Raw genomic sequence first — 20,971 nt, 5'->3', positions numbered from 1 at the left:
GGGCCCGGCCGGCGGGTCACCAGCTCAGGTAACCCGTCTGGGTCTGCACGTTCAGCTCGGGCACCCGGAACAGCTGTGCCAGCCAGGTACGCGGGTCGCGCAGCTCCAGCACGTCCAGGCCCTTCTGGATGTCACTGGAGAAGATGTGGCCGTTGTACCAGTAGGCCGACCAGGAGCCACCGGTGCGGAGCTGACCGGCGTCCAGCGGACCCCGCTCCCAGAAGGCGATCTCCTTGGGGTGCCGGGAGTCGGTGAAGTCCCAGACCGAGATGCCGCCCTGGTACCAGGCCTGGACCATAATGTCGCGGCCGGGCACCGGCACCAGCGAGCCGTTGTGGGCCACGCAGTTCTCGGTGTCGGCGTTGGCCCGCGGGATCTTGTAGTAGCTGCGGAACGCCAGCCGGCGGTTGTCGCCGCGACCGGTGATGTCGTAGATGGCGTCCGCGCCGCGGTTCGGCCCGGTGACCTCGTTGCAGGTCGCGGCGCCACCGCCGCCCAGCTCGTCGGTGAACACCACCTTGGTGCCGGAGTTGTTGAACGTCGCCGAGTGCCAGAAGGCGAAGTTCTCGGTGTCGCGGACCCGCTCGATCACCCGCGGCGCCTCCCGGTCGGCGATGTCGAGCAGGATGCCGTCGCCCATGCAGGCGCCGGCCGCGATGTCCTTCGCCGGGTACGCGGTGATGTCGTGGCAACCGGTGGTGGCCGACTTCTCACCGGGGATGCCCGGGTAGCCCCCGTCCGGGAACAGGTTCGGGGTGGCCACCACGGCGGCGTCGGTCGGCGACCGCAGCGGCACCTTCACGATGGAGATCGAGTCGTGCGGCGGCTGGCAGTCCGGGAACTCGGCCCGCGGGCTGTACGACGAGACGTACAGGTAGACGGTCCGCCGGTCCTTGCCCGGCACCAGGGTGTGGGTGTGCGAGCCGCAGGCGGTCTCCACCGACTTGACGTAGCGCGGGTTGCGCTTGTCGCCGATGTCGAAGATCTTGATGCCCTCCCACGAGCCCGCCTCGGAGGCGGGCTGGGCCACGCTGCTGCAGGAGTCGTCGCTGCGCGACGAGTCGGTGGACAGGAACAGCAGGTCATCGTGGACGGAGACGTCGTTCTGGGAGCCCGGGCAGAGCACCTGGGACACGACGGTCGGTGCGCTCGGCCGGGAGACGTCGTAGATGACGAAGCCGTCGTAGTTGCCGACGAAGGCGTACCGGCCCTGGAAGGCGATGTCGGTGCCGAACGCCGCGGAGGTGTCGAACGGCGCCTGCTTCGGCAGGTTGGCGACCTGGCGCAGGTTGGGGCTGCTGGAGATCTCGTCGACCCCGGGGACGGCGCTGTCCACGGTGGCCGGTGCGGGCTGCGCCCGGGGGATCTCCTGGGCGCTGCTGGGTGGGGCGGCGACGACACCGGCGACGAGCAGGCCGGCGGCGGCGAGGCTGACGATCCGGGTTCGGGACGTGCGGATGCTGATCATCGGCGGCACCCTCCGAAAGGGGATGATGATTTGCCACACCTTACCGGCCGATGACATACATCAATGTGACGCCGGTCACATTCAGGCAGGATTGTCTATGGATAGGATCGCTCTCACCTCGACCGGAGGGAGTGTCGTATGACCGGCCGGCAGGGACGGGTCTTGCTCGCCGTCACAGCGCTGGCGGTGCTCCTGGTCGTGGCCGGCGTGGCGCTGGCCGGGCGGGGGGACAGCCGGCCCGCGGCCGGTCCGTCCGCCACCGCGCCCACCACCACCACGACCGCGGCGCCGTCGCTCGACGTGCCGCCGGTTGTCGTGCCCGGCCGGCCGGGGGAGCCGGCGGCCACCCGCGCCGCGCAGGAGGTCCGCGACGCCGCGCCGCCGCGCTACAACGGCCTCGACGTCTGGTACGTCCGGATGATGATCCCGCACCACCAGCAGGCGGTGGAGATGGCGACCCTCGCCCCCGACCGGGCTGCCGACCCGCGGGTGCGCGCCGTCGCCGACCGCATCCGGGCCGCCCAGGGACCCGAGATCGGAGTGCTGCGCGGCTGGCTGGACACCCGCGGGCTGCCCGCCGAGGTCCCCGGCCACGACCACGGCACGATGCGCGGGATGCAGTCCGCCGAGGCCATGGGGCAGCTCGCCGCCGCCCGGGGCGCCGAGTTCGACCGCCTCTTCGTGCGGATGATGACCGCGCACCACGAGGGCGCCGTCATCATGTCCACCGACCTGCTCACGGTCGGCGCGGACCAGACCCTCCAGGAGTTCGCCAACGCCGTCGCCGTCGAGCAGTCCGCCGAGATCACCCGCCTCCGCGAGCTGATCGGCGCCTGACCTCCCGGATCGTGGCGGCCCGGACGCCACCTCTCAAGATCCGGCGGGTCCGCCGGGCCGGGCGACGGTCCGCGAGCCGCTACGAACGTGATGACGTGGACGACTCACTCCGGCCCAGCCCGAGCGGCGGTGCGGTGGCGAGTCACTGACGACATCAAGATGGTAGGCACCGGTCCAGGCACCTTCTCCCCGCGCGCCGTCAGAGGCCGACATCGGTGACGGCCGAGTGGCGCCACGACGCGGGGGCCGTCGTGGTCGGTCACGCGGGAGCGGCGGGCGTTGCCGCGCGGCCCTCGTCGCTGATCGGGCGTGACGCGGTAAGCATCGACCTGCGCGCGAGCCCGTACCCTGGGTGACCGTGGAGCGCATCCTCTTCGGCCGTCCGCTGCGCAGCGTCGCGTTCGACGTCGCCGTCTCCGGGCTGGTGGCCTTCTTCGCCGTCCTGGGGATCTTCGCCGAGAACGGCGGCGTCGCGGAGACCACCGTCGGCCTGGCGATGGCGCTGGTCCTGCTGTTCCGGCGGACCCACCCGTCGGCGGTGGCGGCCGGGGTGGCCGTGCTCGCGCTGCTCCAGGTGGTCCTGGGCTGGGGCCCGCTGACCTACGACATCGGCGTGCTCATCGCCCTCTACAGCGTGGTCAAGTACGCCGACCGGCTGCGCGACGGCGTCCTGGCCGGGGTCGTCGCCGCGATCGGCGTGCTCCTCGCCGCCGCCCAGATGCCCGGCGCGGCACCCTGGTGGGCCGGCGCGCTCTACTACGGCCTGGTCACCGGCGCGGTCTGGCTGGTCGGCCTGAACGTGCGCACCCGCCGGCTCTACGTGGTGAGCCTGGAGGAGCGGGCCACCACGCTGGAACGCGAGCGGGAGGCCGAGGCCCGGGCGGCGGTCGCCGAGGAACGCACCCGGATCGCCCGCGAGCTGCACGACGTCGTCGCGCACAGCATGGCCGTCATGATCGTGCAGGCCGACGGGGTGCGGTTCACCATCGACCGCGACCCGGACACCGCGCGGGAGGCCGCCAAGGTGGTGGCGGACACCGGGCGGCAGGCGCTGGAGGAGATGCGGCGCCTCGTCGGCGTACTCCGGGAACCGAGCCGGCCGGAGCCGGCGGGCGTGCCGGCCGCGCCCGACGCCGCCCTCGACGCCGAGCCGGCCCACCGGCGGCCGGCCCTCGTCGAGCTGCCCGACCTGCTGGACCGCTTCCGCGCGGCCGGCCTGCGGATCACCGACACCGCCACCGGCACGCCCGTCGCCCTGCCGCCCGGCCTGGAGCTGACCGTCTACCGGGTCGTGCAGGAGAGCCTCACCAACGCGCTCAAGCACGCCGGCGTCGGCGCGGCGGTCGAGCTGCGCCTCGACTGGTCCGCGGACGCCGTCGTGGTCCGGGCGGTCGACGACGGGCGCGGCCGTCCGGTGGTGCGGCCGGCGCCGTCCGGCGGGCACGGCCTGGTCGGCATGCGCGAGCGGGTCGGGGTGTACGACGGCAGCCTCGCCGCCGGCCCCACGCTGGGCGGGGGGTGGCGGGTCGAGGCGCGGCTGCCGCTACCGTCGGCGTCGGGCACCGAGGAAGGGAAGGCGGCGGCATGACCGTCCGGGTGGTGATCGTCGACGACCAGGCGCTGGTGCGCGCCGGGTTCCGGATGGTGCTCGACTCCCAGCCCGACCTCGCCGTGGTCGGCGAGGCCATCGACGGCGCGGACGCGCTGCGGGTGCTGGACCGGGTCGAGGCCGACGTGGTGGTGATGGACCTGCGGATGCCGACCATGGACGGCGTGGAGGCCACGAAGCGGATCTGTGCCCGCCCGGCCGAGCGCCGCCCCCGGGTGCTGGTGCTCACCACCTTCGACACCGAGGCCGACGCGTTCGCCGCCCTGCGGGCCGGTGCCAGCGGCTTCCTGCTCAAGAACGTGCCGCCGGAGGACCTGCTCGCCGCCATCCGGGTGGTCGCCGAGGGCGACTCGGTGGTGGCCCCGTCGATCACCCGGCGGCTGCTCGACCGGTTCGCCGGGCAGCTCGGGCCGGCACCCACGGAGGACCCGCGGCTGGCGCAGCTCACCGAGCGGGAGCGGGAGGTGCTGCTGCTCGTGGCGCAGGGTCTCTCCAACGCCGAGATCGCCGCCCGGGTGCACGTCGCCGAGGCGACCGTGAAGACCCACGTCGGCCGGATCCTCGCCAAGCTCCAGCTCCGCGACCGGGTCCAGGCCGTCGTGCTGGCGTACGAGAGCGGGCTGGTCACCCCCGGCGGCTGACCCGGCGTACGACCTGGGGCGTACGGGTCCACCCGGTCGGGGGCGACCACCGGCGTACCGAGGTCGAGCGCGCAGGTGGAGATCATCGGCGGGGTGCCGCCCCTAGCGTCGGAAGGGTCTCAGGAACCTGCCCGACAGGAGCACCACGTTGTCCGCAACCACCAGCACCGGCGTCGCCGTCACCGCCCGTGAGCTGCGCAGGGAGTACGGCGCCGGGCCGCACCGGGTCGTCGCGCTCGACGGCGTCGACCTCGACCTGGCCGCCGCCCGGTTCACCGCCGTGATGGGCCCGTCCGGCTCCGGCAAGTCCACCCTGCTGCACTGCCTCGCCGGCCTGGACCGGCCGTCCGCCGGCAGCGTGCGCATCGGCGACGCCGACCTCGCCCGCCTGGACGACCGCCGGCTGACCCGGCTGCGCCGGGACCGGGTCGGCTTCGTCTTCCAGAAGTTCAACCTGCTGCCCACCCTCACCGCCGAGGAGAACATCGTGCTGCCGCTGGCCATCGCCGGCCGGCGGCCCGACCCGGAGTGGCTGCACCAGGTGGTGACCGCGGTCGGTCTCGCCGACCGCCTCCGCCACCGGCCCGCCGAGCTCTCCGGCGGCCAGCAGCAGCGGGTCGCCGTGGCCCGCGCCCTGGTCACCCGGCCGTGGGTGATCTTCGCCGACGAACCCACCGGCAACCTGGACTCGCGTTCCGGCGCGGAGGTGCTGCGGCTGCTCCGCGAGGCGGTGGACACGCTCGGTCAGACCGTGGTCATGGTGACCCACGACCCGAAGGCCGCCGCCCACGCCGACCGGGTGGTCTTCCTCGCCGACGGGCGGCTGGTCGACGAGCTGTACGCCCCGACCGCCGGCCAGGTCCTCGACGCGCTCACCCGGCTCGAGGCCGGCGCGCCGGCCGCGGGGCGGTGACCGGGATGCTGCGCCTGACCCTCCGCCAGATCCGTGCCGACGGGCTTCGCCTGCTGCTCTCCTCGCTGGCGATCGTCCTCGGCGTCGCCTTCGTGGCCGGCACCCTGATGCTCACCGACGGCATGCGCGCCGGAGCCTACGAGCGGGCCGGCGCCTTCGACCGGCACACCGACCTGGCCGCGTACGCCGGCAAGACCCCGCTGCCGCCGTCCCTGGTCGACCGGGTGCGCGCGGTCGACGGGGTGGCCGCCGCCGAGGGGGAGCTGACCGGCACCGCCGGGGTGGTGGGTGCCGACGGGCGGCCGGTGCTCGGCTACGCCGTGCTCGCCGCGATCCCCACCGACCCGGCCCTCCAGTCGTACGACGTGGTCGCCGGCCGGCTGCCGCAGCGGACCGGCGAGCTGGTGCTCGACGAGGAGACCGTCGCCGACCAGCACTTCACCCTCGGCAGCCCGGTGCGGGTCGGCGGGAACGGCGGGCCGGCCCGCCCGTACACGCTGGTCGGCACCGTCGACGTGGCCGGCAGCTCACGGGACGTCGGCGGCCCGTTCATCGGCCTGACCGGCCCGGACGCCCTCGCCGTGGGCGGGGAGCGCGGCTACGGCCGGATCATGGTGGCCGCGCGGCCCGGCGTCGACCGGGCGGCGCTCGCCGACCGGGTCCGCGCTGCCGTCGGGCCGGCGGTCGCGGTGCGGGACCGGGCGGCGATCCTCGACGAGGCGGTCGCGGACGCGGTCCGCGACCGGCGGCAGTTCGAGCTGTTCCTGGGCACCTTCGCCGCGGTGGCGGTGGTGGTCGCCGGCTTCGTGATCGCCAACACCTTCGCCATCGTGCTCGCCCAGCGGTCCCGGCGGACCGCGCTGCTGCGGCTGGTCGGCGCCACCCGGGGGCAGGTCTACCGGGCCGCCCTCGGCGAGGCGGCGCTGACCGGGCTGCTCGCCTCGGCGGCCGGGGTGCTGGCCGGGGTGGGCCTGGCCGCGGGCCTCGGCGCGCTGCTGTCCACCCTCGACGCGCCGGTCGGCGACGCGGTCACCGTCACGCCCCGGACGGTGCTGCTCTCCCTCGGGCTCGGGACGCTGCTGACCGTGGTGGCCGCCGCCGTGCCGGCCTGGCAGGGCACCCGGGTCGCGCCGGTGGCCGCGCTGACCGACGCGGCCGTGCAGCCCGCCGGCCGGGCCGGGCGGGTGCGGCTCGTCGCCGGAGCGCTGGTCCTCGCCGCCGGGGTGGCCGCCCTGGTCGGCGCCGGAGCCCTCGCCCAGGTGCCGCTGGTCGCCGCCGGCGGGGTGCTGGCCTTCCTGGGCATCGTGCTGTTCGGCCCGGTGCTGGTCCCGGCCCTGGTCCGCCTGCTCGGCCTGCCGGCCCGCGGGCTGCTCGGCGTGCCGGCCGCGCTGGCCGTGGCGAACGCCGTGCGCAACCCGCGCCGGGTCGCGGCCACGGCCACCGCCATGGTCATCGGCATCGGCCTGGTCTCCGCGTTCGTGGTCGGCGCGGGCAGCGCGAAGGCGGGCATCGAGCGCGCCGTGGACGCGGAGATCGGTGTGGACTTCGTGGTCACCGGGATCGGCGGGGACCTGCCGGCGCCGCTGGCCGGGGAACTGGCCGCCCGGCCCGAGCTGGGCGTGGTGCACGAGCAGCGCAGCCGCGTCGTCGACGGGATCGAGGTGCGCGCCGCCCACCCGGCGCTGGTCCGGCGGACGCTGTCCGCCGTGGACGCCGGTGACCCGGCCGCCCTCGGTCCGGGCACGGTGCTGGTGCACCGGGAACTGGCCGCGGCCCGCGGCTGGTCAGTGGGCAGCAGCGTCCCGATCGCCGGCCGCTCGTTCCGGGTCGCCGCCGTGGTGGCCGACGACACCCCGGCGCTGGCCGGCAGCCCCGTGCCCGCCGGGCACGTGCTGGACGTCGCCGACGCCGACTTCGCCGGCCTCTTCCCGGCCGAGCGCGGCCACCTGGCCGAGGTGGATCCCGCCGGCGGGGTGTCCACCGACGCCGCGCGGGCCGCCGTCGAGTCGGTGCTCACCCGCTATCCGACGGTCAACCTGCTGGACCAGGCGGCCTATAAGAAGATGCTCACCGGCACGGTGGACCTCGTGCTCGGCTTCGTCACCGCGCTGCTCGGCCTGGCCGTGGTGATCGCGCTGGTCGGCGTGGCGAACACGCTCACCCTGTCGGTGGTGGAGCGGGCCCGGGAGAACGCGGTGCTGCGCGCCGTGGGCCTGACCCGCGGCGGGATGCGGGCGGTGCTCGCCGTCGAGGCGGTGCTCACCGCGCTGGTCGGCACGCTGCTCGGCGTCGCCCTGGGCACCGGGGTGGCCGCCGGCGGGATGGCGGTGCTGGCCAGCATCGGCGGGGACTTCACCCTGGTCCTGCCCTGGGGGCGGCTCGGCCTGATCGTCGCGGTGGCGGTGGTCGCCGCGCTGGCCGCGTCGATCCTGCCGGCCCGGCGGGCGTTGTCCCGGCCGGTGGTGGCGGCCCTCGGCGCGGAGTGAGCGCCGGTCGCCCTAGGCGCCTCGAGCCGGTCCCGCGACAGCCGCGGGACCGGCTCGGCCGGCTACGGGCGCCGCGGGACCTGGGCGTAGCGGCTCGGGTGCAGCTAGGTCAGCGGCCCGACGCCGGTTGAGCCCCGCCGCCCTCGCCCCCGCCCTCGCCGCCGTCCGCAGGCGTGGTCGTGGTCGACGTGGTCTCGGTCGGGGCCGTGGTCTCCACCGGCGGCGAGCTGGTGGTCGGGGCCGTGCTCGGCGCAGTCGGCAGGGTCGACGGAACGCCGGACGGGCTCGGCTGGGCCGATCCGCTCGCGGAGGGACTCGGGGTCGCCGAGCCCGAGGTCGACGGCCGGCCGGTCGGGCCCACGGGCCGGTAGCTGTGGCCGCCCTCGTCCGTCGGCGGCCCCTCGGTGACCGCGGCGTCCGCGACGGAGTTGCTGGGCGCAACCGCCGGTGCGGTCGTGTCGATCCGGGTGGCCGGCGCCTCGGCGTTCTTCGCCGCGCCCAGGGCGGCGCCCAGCGCGGTCAGCGCCACGAGCACGGCCGCCAGGGCCCCGACCAGCGTGCCGCGCCGGCCCGGCCGGCGGGCCGGGGCCACCAGGGCGCCCGCCGCGGCGCTCAGGTCGTCCCGGGTGTGGCTCGACCCGGTGGCGCCGCGCAGCGCCACCGGCACCATGGCGGTGGGCGACTCGGCGCCGGCCGCACGGGCGGCCTCGGCCATCGCGGCGGCCGTGGGAAAGCGGTCCGCCGGGTCCTTGGCCAGGGCCCGGCTCACCAGGTCCCGGACCGGCTGCGGGATGTCCTCCGGCAGCTCCGGCGGCTCGTCGTCGAGGTGCCGGACGGCCACCTGCAGCGGGTTGTCCCCGGTGAACGGCGGGCTCCCGGTGAGGCAGCAGTAGGCCACGGCGCCGAGCGCGTAGACGTCGGTGGCACCGGAGACCGGTCGTCCGGCGGCCTGCTCGGGAGCCATGTAGAGGGCGGTGCCGGGCACCGCGTTGGTGCTGGTGATGCTCGTCACGTTTGTCGACCGGGCCACGCCGAAGTCGACCAGGACCACTGTCCCGTCGTCCTGCACGAGCAGGTTGCTCGGCTTCACGTCACGGTGAACGATGCCCCGGGCGTGCGCCCCCTGGAGGGCCTGGGCCACCTGCGCCACGATCGACATGGTCTCGCCGACACCGAGCTGCCCGGCGGCCTCGATGCGCCGGGAGAGGGGCTCGCCCGCCACGAACTCCATGACGAGGTAGTCGGCCCGGCTGCCGTCGGGCAGCTCGTCCTCGCCGCAGTCGAAGACCTGGACCACGCCCGGGTGGCGCAGCGACGCCATGATCCGTGCCTCGGAGCGGAAGCGGGCGATGAAGTCGGGATCGGAGACCAGCGCGGGCAGCAGGACCTTCACCGCGACCGGACGGCCGAGCACCAGGTCCGTGGCACGCCAGACGTCGCCCATGCCGCCGGTGGCGACACGGTCATCAAGGCGGTACCGACCGCTGAGTACGACGTCGGAAGTCAACACGTCAATACCGTACCCAGAGGGGCCGCGGAGTATTTCCCGCGATATCTCCCGTCACGGCCGGCGGGCGGTCGGAGGCGCCTGGGCCGAACGGTCAGCCGGCTCCGCGCCGATCGGCTGACCGTGACGAATCGCGTACGATCGGGCAGGAAAATGTGCCCGGAGGTTCGTGTGTCCGGCTCCGACCTGGTGTTTCGTCCCGGTTCGCCGGCGCCGTAGCGCACGGCAGGCGGCATTCGTTACGCCGACGCGCCGTCCCGGGCCGTAGACAAATATCACTCTTTCTCCGGCGGGCGGCACCTTGTCGAACCCGCCGGCCACTCCTAGCGTTGGCCCGGCTCCCGGCCGCCCCACGACGCCGGTACGGTATGTCCGCCGACGGCCGTCCTCACTCCCGGCGGTGTCCATACGCGCGCCCGCGCCCTCCCGGTGCCGGTGCCGATCAGGCCAGCGGGGGGCTGATGGTGCGGGTGGAGGTCCGGTCGACCGACCGGGCGGGCGTCGGGCACGCCGGCACCGGTGGCCGCCGGCGCGGGCAGTCGGCACGGCGGGAACGGCGGAACCATGACCGGTGAGCTGAGCGAGGCGGTCGCCGCCGCGCAGGCGGGCGACGAGGAGGCGTTTCGCTTCCTCTACCGCAGCCTCCAGCCCGGCCTGCTGCGCTACCTCACCGCCCTGGTCGGCGCCGACGCCGAGGACGTGGCCTCGGAGACCTGGCTGCAGATCTCCCGCGACCTGCCCGGCTTCACCGGCGGCGAGTTCCGCGCCTGGACCGTCACGATCGCCCGCAACCGGGCCATGGACCACCTGCGCCGGCAGCGCCGGCGGCCCGCCCTGCCGGTGCCCGTCCAGGCGCTCAGCGAGCTGGCCGGGGACGCGGACACCGCCGAGCGCGCCGGCGAGACCATCGGCACCGAGAGCGCCCTCGCGCTGATCGCCAGCCTGCCGCCGCGCGAGGCGGAAGCGGTGCTGCTGCGGGCCGTGATCGGGCTCGACGCGGAGACCGCCGGCCGGGTGCTCGGCCGGCGGGCCGGCGCGGTGCGCACCGCCGCGCACCGGGGGCTGCGGCGCCTGGCCGGCCTGCTGGAACGCGCCGATCAGGACCAGCCGGCGGACCGGGCCGGGGGAGCGACACCACCCCGCGCCCGGACCGGCCGGGGACGGCAGGCGTCGCAGGCGCCCAAGGCCGAGCCGGCGGACGGCTGACGTGGAGGGAAACGGGATGAGTTCTGGCCGGTCCGACCGGCCCGCCGACCGGGCGGAGTCGGAGCGCCTCCTCGACGCGGCCCGTGCCGGGGCGCCTCGGGAGGCGCCGGCCGACCCGCTGGCGCACCTGCTCGCCGCTGCCGCCGCCCCGGGCACCGCGGCCGAACTGGCCGGCGAGGAGCAGGCGCTCGCCGCGTTCCGTGCCGCCCGGGCCGATCCCGCCCCGGCCGCGGCGCCGCGGCCGCGCCACCGCTCCCGGCTCGGCGCGGTCCTGGCCGGGCTCGCCGCCACCGCCACCGCCGGGGTCGCCTTCGCCGCGGTGAACCTCGACCGGGCCCCGGAACCGGCGCCACCGCCGGCCCCGACCACGCCCGGCGGCAGCACCGGCGGCGCGAGCGACCCCGGCTCCCCGACGCCCTCGGGGGGCGCGACCCCGACCGGCGGGGCCTCCGGCGGCGTACCGTCCACCGCCCCGACACCCGGTGGGCCCGGCGGCTCCGGCAAGCCGGCGAGCGCCGGGAACCTCGCCGGGCACTGCCGGGCCTATCTGGCCAAGTCCGACCAGCAGCGGGCCAGGGCGCTGGAGAGCCCCGGCTTCGCCGATCTGGTGACCGCCGCCGGCGGCGCCGGCCGGGTGGAGGGCTACTGCCTGGCGCTGGTGCCGGAGCAGTCACCGGAGCCGAAGTCGGCGCAGTCCCCGGAGCCGAAGCCGAAGCCGACGCCGAAGCCGAAGCCGACGCCGAAGCGGAAGTCCGAGCCGAGGTCGGAGCCCGGCTCGACGGCGAAGCGGTAGTTGTCGGCCGGCGCGCAAAGGGCGCCGCCCGCCGTGTCGCCGCCATCCGGAAGGCCCGGCGCCGCCCGCGCCGCAACCGGATTCCGGACAAAAATTCATCTCCACGGGCGCGCGGATTCCGTCTGCTAGACAGAAGATGGTGGGACCCACCGACGCCCGGCCGCCACGGCACGGCCGCCGGCCGACAGCGTGGTCGCCCGCCCCGGGGAGAGGAGCCGTCTCTTGGTGATGTCGCCCGAGTTGGACCGGACCACCGTGCTGGGGGACGAGGCGGCAGCCCGCGGGCACCTCGCCAGGATCTGCTTCAAGACCGGCCCACCCAGCCTCACCGGCGTCGAGCTGGAATGGACGGTGCACGACGCCGCGGACCCGACCCGCCCGGTCGACCGCGAGCGACTGCGCCGGGCGCTGGGACGGCACAGCCCCGTCACCCTCGACCCCACCAGCCCGGCCGCCGGGCTCCGGCGCGGTGGCACCGTGACCGTGGAGCCGGGCGGGCAGGTGGAGATCTCCTCCGCGCCGCGACCGTCGATCGCCGCGCTCATCCTGGCCACCGAGGCCGACCTCGCCGAGATGCGGGCGCTCCTGGACGCCGCCGGCCTCGTCCTGGGCCGCACCGGCATGGACCCCTGGCGTCCCCCGCACCCCGTCGTGGACACCCCGCGTTACCGGGCCATGCGCGCCGTCCTCGACCGGCACGGCCCGGCCGGCCGGGCGATGATGTACAGCACCGCCGGGCTCCAGGTCTGCCTCGACGCGGGCGACCCGGACCGGCTGGCCGAGCGGTGGGCCGCCGCGCACGCCGTCGGGCCGCCGCTGCTGGCCGCGTTCGCCACCGCCGATCGGCACGCCGGACGGCTCACCGGCTGGGCCTCCACCCGGATGGCCGCCTGGCTGGCCATGGACCCGGCGCGCACCCGGCCGGTCTGGTCCCCGGCACGGGCCGACCGCGACCCGCTCGCCGCCTGGACCGGGTACGTCCTGGCCGCGCCGCTGCTGTGCGTGCGCGACGACGGTCCGGACTGGACACCGCCTCCGGGTGTCACGTTCGCCGACTGGCTGGCCGGGGCGCTGTCGCGGCCGCCGACCGCCGACGACCTGGAATACCACCTCAGCACGCTCTTCCCGCCGGTCCGCCCGCGCGGCTACCTGGAGGTCCGCTACCTGGACGCCCAGCCCGGTCGGGAGTGGACCGTGCCGCTGGCGGTGCTGGCGGCGCTCTTCGCCGACCCGGCCACCACCCGGGACGCCCTCGCCGTCGCCGCCCCGGTCGCCGGGGACTGGGTCGCCGCGGCCCGGCACGGCCTGGCCGAGCGCCCGCTGGCGGCCGCCGCGGCGGCCCTGTTCGACCTGGCCCTGGCTGCCCTGCCCCGGCTCGAGCTGCCGGCCGGGATCCACGACGAGACGAGCCGAGCGATCCGGCGGCGCCGCGCCGCCGCGGAGAGGGGACAGCCGTGACCACGACCGAACGGCCGGCGATCGAGGGCGAGCGGCTGCGTAGCCGGATCGCGGCCGAGCTGGAGCGCACCCGCGCCCGCACCGCCCTGCTCACCGACGCGGTGGACGACGACGACCTGGTGCGGCAGCACTCCACGCTGATGTCCCCGCTGGTCTGGGACCTGGCGCACGTCGGCAACCAGGAGGAGCTGTGGCTGGTCCGCGACGTCGGCGGGCGCGAGCCGGTGCGCCGCGACATCGACGACCTGTACGACGCGTTCAAGCAGCCCCGCAGGGACCGGCCCGCGCTGCCGCTGCTGCCCCCGGCCGAGGCGCGGGCATACGTGCGCACCGTCCGGGAGAAGGTCTACGACCTGCTCGACGGGATCCGGTTCACCGACCGGAAGCTCGTCGAGGACGGGTTCGCGTTCGGCATGATCGTCCAGCACGAGCAGCAGCACGACGAGACCATGCTCGCCACCCACCAGCTGCGCGCCGGCGGGCCGGTGCTCGACGCCCCGCCGCCGCCCGAGCCGCGGGTCCCGGTGGGCGGCGAGGTGCTGGTGCCGGCCGGGCCGTTCACCATGGGCACCTCGACCGACCCGTGGGCACTCGACAACGAGCGTCCCGCGCACACCGTCGAGCTGCCGGCGTACGCCATCGACGCGGCGCCGGTCACCAACGGGCAGTACCGCGCGTTCATCGCCGACGGTGGCTACGAGGAGCCGCGCTGGTGGAGCGCGGCCGGCTGGCGGCACCGGGTCGAGGCCGGGCTGACCGCGCCGATGCACTGGCGGCGCGACGGGGACGGGTGGGCGTACCGCCGGTTCGGGCGCTGGTCGCCGGTACGCGACGACGAGCCCGTGGTGCACGTCTGCTTCCACGAGGCGGAGGCGTACGCGGCCTGGGCCGGCCGGCGGCTGCCGACCGAGGCGGAGTGGGAGAAGGCGGCCCGCTGGGACCCGGCGACCGGCCGGTCACGCCGCTACCCGTGGGGCGACGCGGACCCGACGAGTGCGCACGCCAACCTGGGGCAGCGGCACCTGTGGCCGGCGCCGGTGGGCGCGTACCCGGACGGCGCCTCGCCGCTCGGCGTGCACCAGCTCATCGGGGACGTCTGGGAGTGGACCTCGTCCACCTTCCGCGGCCACCCGGGCTTCGCGGCGTTCCCCTACCGCGAATACTCGGAGGTCTTCTTCGGCGACGACCACCGGGTGCTGCGCGGCGGCTCGTTCGGCACCGACCGGTCGGCCTGCCGGGGCACCTTCCGCAACTGGGACTACCCGATCCGGCGGCAGATCTTCAGCGGTTTCCGCTGCGCCCGCGACGCCCGCCCCGAGGAGTCGCACGCGTGATCGGCGGCCGCGCCTGATGTGCCGCCACCTGGCGTACCTCGGTCCGCCGGTCAGCCTGCGGAGCCTGCTCTACGACCCGCCGTACGGGCTGCTGCGGCAGTCCTGGGCGCCCCGCGACATGCGCGGCGGCGGCACGATCAACGCCGACGGCTTCGGCGTCGGCTGGTACCCCGGGGGCGGGGATCCGGTCCGCTACCGGCGGGCGCAGCCGATGTGGAGCGACACCACCCTGCCGGAGCTGGCCGCGGTGACCACCACGGGCGGGGTGCTGGCCGCCGTCCGCTCCGCCACGGTGGGCATGCCGCTGCACGAGACGGCGGCCGCGCCGTTCGCCGAGGGGCGCTGGCTGTTCAGCCACAACGGCGTGGTGCGGGGCTGGCCGGACAGCCTGGTCCCGCTGGCCGGCGGGCTGCCCCTCCGCGACCTGCTGACCCTGGAGGTGCCGACCGACTCGGCGCTGCTCTGGGCGCTGGTCCGGCACCGGCTGCGGGCCGGCGCCACGGCCGGCGACGCGGTCGCCGAGACCGTCGCGGCGGTCGCCGCCGCCGCCCCCGGATCACGGCTGAACCTGCTGCTCACCGACGGCGTCACCGTGGCGGCCAGCGTGGCCGGGCACGCGCTGTCGGTACGCCGTACCCCGGAATCGGTGCTGCTCGCCTCCGAGCCTGGCGACGACGACCCCGGCTGGCGGCCGGTGCCGGACGGCCGGCTGGTGGTGGCGACCGCCGCCGGGCTGGACGTCCGGGAGCTGACGGCCGCCTGACATCCCGTTTCCCACACCGGTAGGAACAGGAAGGACTGCTGATGAGCGCGGAGCCACTGGAGATCCACCTGGAGCAGCAGGACCTCGACCGCGGCCTGCGGGAGGACGTCCGGGTCGGCCTCACCGCGACGCCGAAGTGGCTGCCACCGAAGTGGTTCTACGACGCCCGGGGCAGCGAGCTGTTCGAGGAGATCACCCGGCTGCCGGAGTACTACCCGACCCGGGCCGAGCGGGCGGTGCTGGCCGCGCACGCCGGCGACATCGCCGCGCTGACCGGCGCGAAGACCCTGATCGAGCTGGGCTCCGGCTCGTCGGAGAAGACCCGGCTGCTGCTGGACGCCTTCACCCGCCACGGCGACCTGGGCAGCTTCGTGCCGCTGGACGTGTCGGTCAGCGCGCTGCGCGGGTCCACCGAGCAGATCGCCGCCGCGTACCCCGGGTTGCGGGTGCGCGGCATCGTCGGCGACTTCACCCGGCACCTGGACCGGCTGCCGACCGGTGGCCGGCGGTTGGTGCTGTTCCTCGGCGGGACCATCGGCAACCTGCTGCCCGCGGAGCGGGCCGAGTTCCTCACCGCGACGCGCGCGGCGCTGGAGGCCGGCGACTGGCTGCTGGTCGGCACCGACCTGGTGAAGGACCCGTCGGTGCTCGTCCCCGCCTACGACGACGCGGCCGGGGTGACCGCCGAGTTCAATCGCAACGTGCTGCGGGTGATCAACCGGGAGCTGGGGGCCGACTTCGACCCGGCGGCGTTCCGGCACGTGGCGGTCTGGGATCCGCGGCACGAGTGGATCGAGATGCGGCTTCGGGCCGAGCGCCCGGTCCGGGTGCGCGTGCTCGACCTGGACGTCGAGTTCGCCGCCGGCGAGGAGTTGCGGACGGAGGTCTCGGCCAAGTTCCGGCCGGAGGGGATCGGCCGGGAGCTGGCCGCGGCCGGGTTCGTCCGGCAGGCGTTCTGGACCGACCCGGAGGGGCTGTTCGGCGTCAGCCTGGCCCGCGCCGACTGAGCTCCGTGAGCCCGTTCACCCGGCGCGGTCCCCGCACTGGTGATCGGCTAGGCTGGTCGGCGCGAAGGGGAGTAGCCCCCAATGTCGTGGTCGACATACTGGTGCGTTCCGCATCCGGCCACGCGGCCCCGGTCCCCGGGGCGGGCGAGACCTTCGACTCAGGCTGTCGCAGCCGGGTCGAGGGCGCCCCATACCTCCTCCCGGCTTGATCGGGAAGGTTCGCATGGACGGTTTCCTCGTCGCGCTGGTGATCAGCTTCGGCGTCATCTTCGTCGCGGAGCTGGGCGACAAGTCACAGCTCATGGCCCTGACGTTCGCCACCCGCTTCCGGCCGCTGCCGGTGCTCATCGGCATCACCGTCGCCACCGCGGTCGTGCACCTGGCGTCGGTCGCCATCGGCTACGGGCTCAACGCGGCGCTGCCCACCGGCTGGATCTCGCTCGTCGCCGGTCTGGCGTTCCTCGGCTTCGGCGCCTGGACCCTGCGCGGTGACAAGCTGACCGAGGAGGAGAAGCGCAAGGCGGAGAAGAGCAGCCGCAACGCGATCGTCGCCGTCGGTGTGGCGTTCTTCCTGGCGGAGCTGGGCGACAAGACCATGCTCGCCACCATCACCCTGGCCACCAAGTACGGCTGGTTCGGCACCTGGCTGGGCTCGACCCTGGGCATGGTCGCCGCCGACGCCCTGGCGATCCTGGTGGGCCGCCTGCTCGGCCGGCACCTGCCCGAGCGGGCCATCCGGTACGGCGCCGCCGTCCTCTTCGCCATCTGCGGCCTCTGGCTGGTCTTCGAGGCGATCGCCGAGCTGACCTGAGCGTGCCGGCCGGTTCCACCGCGCCCGGCGCGGCGGAACCGGCCGCGGATGATCGAGGACCGCCTCCGCGGGGTATGCACCATCCGGGCGACGCCGCGGCGGGGACGACCACCGCCGGGTGTGCGCCACGAGAGGAAACCGGACGACCGGGAGGTCCCGCGCATGAGCAGGCATGACGAGCCCAACGAGTACGGCTTCGCCGGGGGCGCGACGGCTCCGGAACCGCCGCCGGGCGGGCGTCCCGACGAGCAGGACCGGGCGGAGGAGGTCGCGGTTCCGGGCGACGACTTCACCGAGCCGCTCGCCGACGCGCTCGAGGAGACCGAGGAGCACGGCGAGGAACGCCCGGCCGGGCGCCGCCGCTGAACCGCCGCGCGCCGGCCGTCACCGGGCGGCCGGCGCGCGGACCGGCGGCCGCTCCTGATCGGCGGCCGGCGAGCCGCTAGGCCCCCCGCTCCTGGTAGACGTCCGGGACGCCGTCGCCGTCGGAGTCGCGGCTCTCCCGCTCGCTGATCCGCCGGTAGACGCGGTTGCGCCGGACCAGCACCGCCGAGGCCAGGCCGGCGGAGACCAGCGAGCCGAGCAGCACGGCCGCCTTCACCCGCTCGTCCTCGGGGCTGCCCGGCCCGAACGCCAGCTCGCCGATGAGCAGCGACACGGTGAAGCCGATGCCGGCCAGCAGCGCCAGCCCCGCCAGGTCCGCCCAGGTGATCTCCTCGTCGAGTTCGGCCCGGGTGAACCGGGCCAGCAGGAACGTCGATCCGAACACCCCGACCGCCTTGCCCAGCACGAGCCCGGCCGCCACGCCGAGCACCACCGGGTCGGCGAGCACCGCGGCCAGGTCGACGTCGACCAGGGACACGCCGGCGGCGAAGAACGCGAAGACCGGCACCGCGAGGCCCGCCGAGACCGGCCGCCACCGGTGCTCCAGCCGCTCGGCCAGCCCCGGCCCGCCACCCGCGCCGGGGCGGACGGGAACGGTGAAGCCGAGCAGCACCCCGGCCACCGTGGCGTGCACGCCCGAGGCGTGCACCAGCGCCCAGGCGGTCACCGCGAGCGGGAGCAGCGACCACCACCAGGTGTGCCGGCGCCGCACCAGCAGGGCGAAGGCGACGATCGGCAGCACCGCGCCGAGCAGGGGCAGCGGGTGGAACTCGGCGGTGTAGAAGACCGCGATGATGACGATCGCGAAGAGGTCGTCGACCACCGCGAGGGTGAGCAGGAAGGCCCGCAGCCCCTGCGGCAGGTGTGAGCTGACCACCGCGAGGACGGCGAGCGCGAAGGCGATGTCGGTGGCCGTGGGAATGGCCCAGCCGCGCAGTCCTTCGCCGCCGGCCGCGAGCGTCACCGTGAGGTAGACCAGCGCCGGCACGACCATGCCGCCCAGCGCGGCCACCACCGGCAGCGCCGCGCGGCGCGGGTCGCGCAGGTCGCCGGCCACGAACTCCCGCTTGAGCTCCAGCCCGGCCACGAAGAAGAAGATCGCCAGCAGGCCGTCGGCGGCCCAGGCGGCGAGGCTGAGGTCCAGGTGCAGCCCGGCGCCACCCGGCCAGGGCACCCACTCGCCGAGGCGGGTGTACACGGCCCGCCAGGGCGAGTTGGCCCAGACCAGGGCGACAAGCGCGCCGAGCAGGAGCAGCCCGCCGCCGACGGTCTCGGTGCGCAGCACATCGGCCAGGAAGCGGGCCTCGGGCCAGGAACGGCGGGACAGCAGGCGGGGGGACGGTGGGCGGCGTTCGGTCATGCGGCGTCCGTTCCGGAAGGAGGGTCGGCGGAGTCGTCGCCGACCAGACTTCCCGGCACACCGGTCCCGACCCTATCCGGCCGGCTGACCGGCCGCACCACGTGGCCGAGTCCGGCGTTAACAGGAGGAGGGCCGCCGCACCGGCGGCCTGACGATCCATGGGTTGCCCGGATAGCTGCTCCGAAATGGAAGGATTTAGACCGTCTGTGCGGTTCTGATCGTTTACATTCGCTGAGTCGCTTACCGTGATGTATAGGCGTTTTTGATCCTGGCACGCGTATTGGGGTTTCTAGGGGGGCTTTCGTGCAGTTTCATCGGCAGACCGGCGTGTGGCGAGGGGGAGCGTGATGGACGTTCTCGGTTATCTGCGCCTGGTCCGACGCCACTGGTGGATCGTGCTGGTCACGGTGATGGTCGCCCTGGGCACCGCCGCTCTGGTGACGGTCCGGACGGCGCCCCGCTACGAGGCCACGGTGACCTTCTTCGTCACCACGCCGAGCCAGGGCGTCACCGACGCCTACCAGGGCAGCCTCTTCCTCCAGCAGCGGGTGAAGTCGTACGGTGACCTGCTCACCAGCGACCGGCTGGCGCAGAGCGTCGTCGCCGAGGCCCCGCTCGGGCTCACCGCCGACCAGGTGCAGCGCCGGATCACCACCTCCACCGAGGCCGGCACCGTGCTGCTGAAGGCCACCGTCACCGACACCGACCAGACGCGGGCGCTGAAGACCACCGAGACGCTCTCGGCCAAGTTCATCGAGCTGGTGCAGAAGGTGGAGACCCCGCCGGACGGCAAGGCGCCGCCGATCAAGCTCGAGGTGGTCAGCGGTCCCCGGGTGACCTCGAACCCGGTCTCGCCGCAGCCGGTGCGGAACCTGGTCCTCGGCGGCCTGCTGGGGCTGCTGCTCGGTGCGGGGCTGGCCGTGCTGCGGGGGCTGGCCGACGTCCGGATGCGGGACGCTGCCGCGCTCCAGCGGGTCACCGGCAGCCCGCTGCTCGGCGAGATCCCGTACGAGTCCGGTGCCAAGTCGGCACCGCTGATCGTCGGCGAGGCGGCCAACTCGCCGCGCGCCGAGGCCGTCCGGAAGCTGCGGACCAACCTGCGCTTCGTCGACGTGCACGAGCCCGCCCGGGTCATCGCGGTCACCAGCGCGCTGCAGGGCGAGGGCAAGACCACGATGGCCTGCAACACCGCCATCGCCCTGGCCGAGGCGGGCTGGCGGGTGCTGCTCATCGACGCCGACCTGCGCCGTCCGAAGGTCGCCGACTACCTCGGCGTGGACGGCGGCGTGGGGCTCACCGACGTGCTTGTCGGTGACGTGCAGGTCGGCGACGTGGTGCAGCGCTGGGGCGACAAGTCGCTGCTCGTGCTGCCCAGCGGCGCGACTCCGCCCAACCCCAGCGAGCTGCTCGGCTCCAAGGCGATGGCGGACCTGCTGGTGGCGCTGCGCGAGTCGGCGGACATCGTGGTCATCGACACCGCACCGCTGCTCGCGGTCACCGACGGCGTGGTGGTGGCCGTGCAGGCCGACGGCGCGCTGCTGGTCACCCAGCAGGGGCGGACCTCGCGCAGCCAGGTCGCCGCCGCGGCCCACGCCCTGCACTCGGTCTCGGTGCGCCTGCTCGGCTGCGTGCTGAACATGGCCAAGGTGGCCAAGGCGGACGCCTACCAGTACGAGGCGTACAAGGTGGTCGTGCCGGCCGCCGGGCCGTCCGTGCCCGCCGACCGGGCCGGCGTGGCCCGGCGCGGGGAGCAGGTCCCCGCGGGCGATCACACCCAGGAACTCACCCGGCTGTCCCGATGAGCGCGAGCACCGGTCGGATCGACCGCTCGATCTCCTCGGCACAGCGCCGGAAGTCGGCGGGGGAGCCGCCGATCGGGTCGCGCAGGTCGTCCGCGTCGAGGGTGGCGGGTTGCAACCGCCCCCGGGCGCGGGCGGCCGCCGCCACGGCGGTCCGCAGCGGCGAGGCCTCGCCCGGTGCGGCCGGCGCGAGCGGCTCGGCCGGTTGCGCCGCCTCGGTCGCCTCGGTCGCGTGGACCGAGGCGGCCGCGGCCAGCCGGGCGAACTGGCGGAGCGTGAAGGTCCGGTGCAGCGCGGCCGGGGCCAGCGCGGTGCAGACCGAGCGCTGCCGCCGGGTCGCGGTCAGCACCAGGGCGGCCCGGGTCAGGTGCTCCGGTCGGAGCCGGCGGGTGCGGAACGCCGCCGGGTCGGCACCGGTCCGGGCGGCGACCTCGACCGCGTACGGGTGCATGGCCGCCCCGTCGGGAGCGTCGGTGCCCGCGCTGGTCACCACGACCGGCAGGTCCCGCAGCAGCCGGCGGGCGATGAACTCCGCCATCGGTGACCGGCACATGTTGGCGTGGCAGACGAAGAGCACCCCGTCGACCATCTGCAC

At 75.3% G+C, this 20,971-nt stretch carries 18 protein-coding genes; 14 read left to right on the top strand and 4 right to left on the bottom strand.

Annotation, left to right across the window (positions count from 1 at the left end):
- Positions 1-16: 16 nt before the first annotated feature.
- Positions 17-1,468 (bottom strand): LVIVD repeat-containing protein, encoded by a 1,452-nt coding sequence (locus tag ACZ6PY_RS16455; RefSeq protein WP_466072959.1) that lies wholly within the window; start codon positions 1,466-1,468, stop codon positions 17-19.
- A 138-nt stretch (positions 1,469-1,606) separates the two neighbouring features.
- Here ACZ6PY_RS16455 and ACZ6PY_RS16450 point away from each other — a divergent pair, with 138 nt between their 5' ends.
- The 5 genes from ACZ6PY_RS16450 to ACZ6PY_RS16430 all read left to right on the top strand — a co-directional run bounded on the left by ACZ6PY_RS16450 (position 1,607) and on the right by ACZ6PY_RS16430 (position 7,954).
- Positions 1,607-2,305 (top strand): DUF305 domain-containing protein, encoded by a 699-nt coding sequence (locus tag ACZ6PY_RS16450; RefSeq protein WP_466072957.1) that lies wholly within the window; start codon positions 1,607-1,609, stop codon positions 2,303-2,305.
- A gap of 352 nt (positions 2,306-2,657) precedes the next feature.
- Positions 2,658-3,893, top strand: a complete 1,236-nt coding sequence (locus ACZ6PY_RS16445; RefSeq protein ID WP_466072955.1) for a sensor histidine kinase — start codon at positions 2,658-2,660, stop codon at positions 3,891-3,893.
- Positions 3,890-4,555 carry a response regulator gene (locus ACZ6PY_RS16440; protein ID WP_151460504.1) on the top strand — a complete coding sequence of 222 codons (666 nt, stop codon included), beginning with the start codon at positions 3,890-3,892 and terminating at the stop codon, positions 4,553-4,555. Before ACZ6PY_RS16445 ends, ACZ6PY_RS16440 begins: the two co-directional genes overlap by 4 nt.
- Before the next feature lie 148 nt (positions 4,556-4,703).
- A complete protein-coding gene (locus ACZ6PY_RS16435) occupies positions 4,704-5,468 on the top strand; it encodes an ABC transporter ATP-binding protein (protein WP_466072953.1) in 765 nt (254 codons plus the stop codon).
- 5 nt (positions 5,469-5,473) lie between these two features.
- Positions 5,474-7,954, top strand: coding sequence for an ABC transporter permease (locus tag ACZ6PY_RS16430; protein ID WP_466072951.1), 2,481 nt, complete (start codon positions 5,474-5,476; stop codon positions 7,952-7,954).
- Between the two features lie 109 nt (positions 7,955-8,063).
- Here the strand turns inward: ACZ6PY_RS16430 and ACZ6PY_RS16425 are convergent, their stop codons facing one another.
- Positions 8,064-9,464 (bottom strand): serine/threonine-protein kinase, encoded by a 1,401-nt coding sequence (locus ACZ6PY_RS16425; RefSeq protein ID WP_466072949.1) that lies wholly within the window; start codon positions 9,462-9,464, stop codon positions 8,064-8,066.
- A 561-nt stretch (positions 9,465-10,025) separates the two neighbouring features.
- On the opposite strand from ACZ6PY_RS16425, the gene ACZ6PY_RS16420 reads away from it, so the two are divergent.
- The 8 genes from ACZ6PY_RS16420 (at position 10,026) to ACZ6PY_RS16385 (ending at position 17,199) form a co-directional block, all read left to right on the top strand.
- Complete coding sequence (locus tag ACZ6PY_RS16420) at positions 10,026-10,667, top strand: RNA polymerase sigma factor (protein WP_466072947.1); 642 nt, start codon at positions 10,026-10,028, stop codon at positions 10,665-10,667.
- 16 nt (positions 10,668-10,683) lie between these two features.
- On the top strand, positions 10,684-11,460 hold the full coding sequence (locus tag ACZ6PY_RS16415; RefSeq protein ID WP_466072946.1) for a hypothetical protein: 777 nt from the start codon (positions 10,684-10,686) through the stop codon (positions 11,458-11,460).
- A 222-nt stretch (positions 11,461-11,682) separates the two neighbouring features.
- Positions 11,683-12,918, top strand: coding sequence for an ergothioneine biosynthesis glutamate--cysteine ligase EgtA (egtA, locus tag ACZ6PY_RS16410; protein ID WP_466072944.1), 1,236 nt, complete (start codon positions 11,683-11,685; stop codon positions 12,916-12,918).
- Entirely contained in the window at positions 12,915-14,252 is a 1,338-nt protein-coding gene (gene egtB / locus ACZ6PY_RS16405; protein WP_466072942.1) for an ergothioneine biosynthesis protein EgtB, read from the top strand. Before egtA ends, egtB begins: the two co-directional genes overlap by 4 nt.
- A gap of 16 nt (positions 14,253-14,268) precedes the next feature.
- Complete coding sequence (gene egtC, locus ACZ6PY_RS16400; RefSeq protein WP_466072940.1) at positions 14,269-15,015, top strand: ergothioneine biosynthesis protein EgtC; 747 nt, start codon at positions 14,269-14,271, stop codon at positions 15,013-15,015.
- Between the two features lie 41 nt (positions 15,016-15,056).
- The gene (egtD, locus tag ACZ6PY_RS16395) at positions 15,057-16,022 is read left to right on the top strand and encodes an L-histidine N(alpha)-methyltransferase (protein ID WP_466072939.1); all 966 of its coding nucleotides are present in this window, start codon (positions 15,057-15,059) and stop codon (positions 16,020-16,022) included.
- A gap of 223 nt (positions 16,023-16,245) precedes the next feature.
- The gene (locus ACZ6PY_RS16390; RefSeq protein WP_466072937.1) at positions 16,246-16,833 is read left to right on the top strand and encodes a TMEM165/GDT1 family protein; all 588 of its coding nucleotides are present in this window, start codon (positions 16,246-16,248) and stop codon (positions 16,831-16,833) included.
- 162 nt (positions 16,834-16,995) lie between these two features.
- Positions 16,996-17,199: a hypothetical protein gene (locus tag ACZ6PY_RS16385; RefSeq protein WP_466072935.1), complete on the top strand. Its 204-nt coding sequence runs from the start codon at positions 16,996-16,998 to the stop codon at positions 17,197-17,199.
- 76 nt (positions 17,200-17,275) lie between these two features.
- Here the strand turns inward: ACZ6PY_RS16385 and nhaA are convergent, their stop codons facing one another.
- On the bottom strand, positions 17,276-18,577 hold the full coding sequence (nhaA, locus tag ACZ6PY_RS16380) for a Na+/H+ antiporter NhaA (RefSeq protein WP_466072934.1): 1,302 nt from the start codon (positions 18,575-18,577) through the stop codon (positions 17,276-17,278).
- Positions 18,578-18,924: 347 nt separating this feature from the next.
- Here nhaA and ACZ6PY_RS16375 point away from each other — a divergent pair, with 347 nt between their 5' ends.
- Entirely contained in the window at positions 18,925-20,379 is a 1,455-nt protein-coding gene (locus tag ACZ6PY_RS16375; protein ID WP_466072932.1) for a tyrosine-protein kinase domain-containing protein, read from the top strand.
- Here ACZ6PY_RS16375 and ACZ6PY_RS16370 read toward each other — a convergent pair.
- Positions 20,360-20,965 (bottom strand): arsenate reductase/protein-tyrosine-phosphatase family protein, encoded by a 606-nt coding sequence (locus ACZ6PY_RS16370; protein WP_466073558.1) that lies wholly within the window; start codon positions 20,963-20,965, stop codon positions 20,360-20,362. The genes ACZ6PY_RS16375 and ACZ6PY_RS16370 overlap by 20 nt on opposite strands.
- Positions 20,966-20,971 lie beyond the last annotated feature (6 nt).

Source organism: Micromonospora sp. NPDC048907 (genome assembly GCF_055586885.1).
Note: the sequence above shows the minus strand (reverse complement) of the source record. Positions and strands in the feature narration are given on the sequence as shown.

Coding starts and splice junctions, on each gene's coding strand:
- ACZ6PY_RS16455 (WP_466072959.1), bottom strand. CDS start 1,468: ATGATCAGCATCCGCACGTCCCGAACCCGGATCGTCAGCCTCGCCGCC.
- ACZ6PY_RS16450 (WP_466072957.1), top strand. CDS start 1,607: ATGACCGGCCGGCAGGGACGGGTCTTGCTCGCCGTCACAGCGCTGGCG.
- ACZ6PY_RS16440 (WP_151460504.1), top strand. CDS start 3,890: ATGACCGTCCGGGTGGTGATCGTCGACGACCAGGCGCTGGTGCGCGCC.
- ACZ6PY_RS16430 (WP_466072951.1), top strand. CDS start 5,474: ATGCTGCGCCTGACCCTCCGCCAGATCCGTGCCGACGGGCTTCGCCTG.
- ACZ6PY_RS16420 (WP_466072947.1), top strand. CDS start 10,026: ATGACCGGTGAGCTGAGCGAGGCGGTCGCCGCCGCGCAGGCGGGCGAC.
- ACZ6PY_RS16415 (WP_466072946.1), top strand. CDS start 10,684: ATGAGTTCTGGCCGGTCCGACCGGCCCGCCGACCGGGCGGAGTCGGAG.
- egtC (WP_466072940.1), top strand. CDS start 14,269: ATGTGCCGCCACCTGGCGTACCTCGGTCCGCCGGTCAGCCTGCGGAGC.
- egtD (WP_466072939.1), top strand. CDS start 15,057: ATGAGCGCGGAGCCACTGGAGATCCACCTGGAGCAGCAGGACCTCGAC.
- ACZ6PY_RS16390 (WP_466072937.1), top strand. CDS start 16,246: ATGGACGGTTTCCTCGTCGCGCTGGTGATCAGCTTCGGCGTCATCTTC.
- ACZ6PY_RS16385 (WP_466072935.1), top strand. CDS start 16,996: ATGAGCAGGCATGACGAGCCCAACGAGTACGGCTTCGCCGGGGGCGCG.
- nhaA (WP_466072934.1), bottom strand. CDS start 18,577: ATGACCGAACGCCGCCCACCGTCCCCCCGCCTGCTGTCCCGCCGTTCC.
- ACZ6PY_RS16375 (WP_466072932.1), top strand. CDS start 18,925: ATGGACGTTCTCGGTTATCTGCGCCTGGTCCGACGCCACTGGTGGATC.
- ACZ6PY_RS16370 (WP_466073558.1), bottom strand. CDS start 20,965: ATGGTCGACGGGGTGCTCTTCGTCTGCCACGCCAACATGTGCCGGTCA.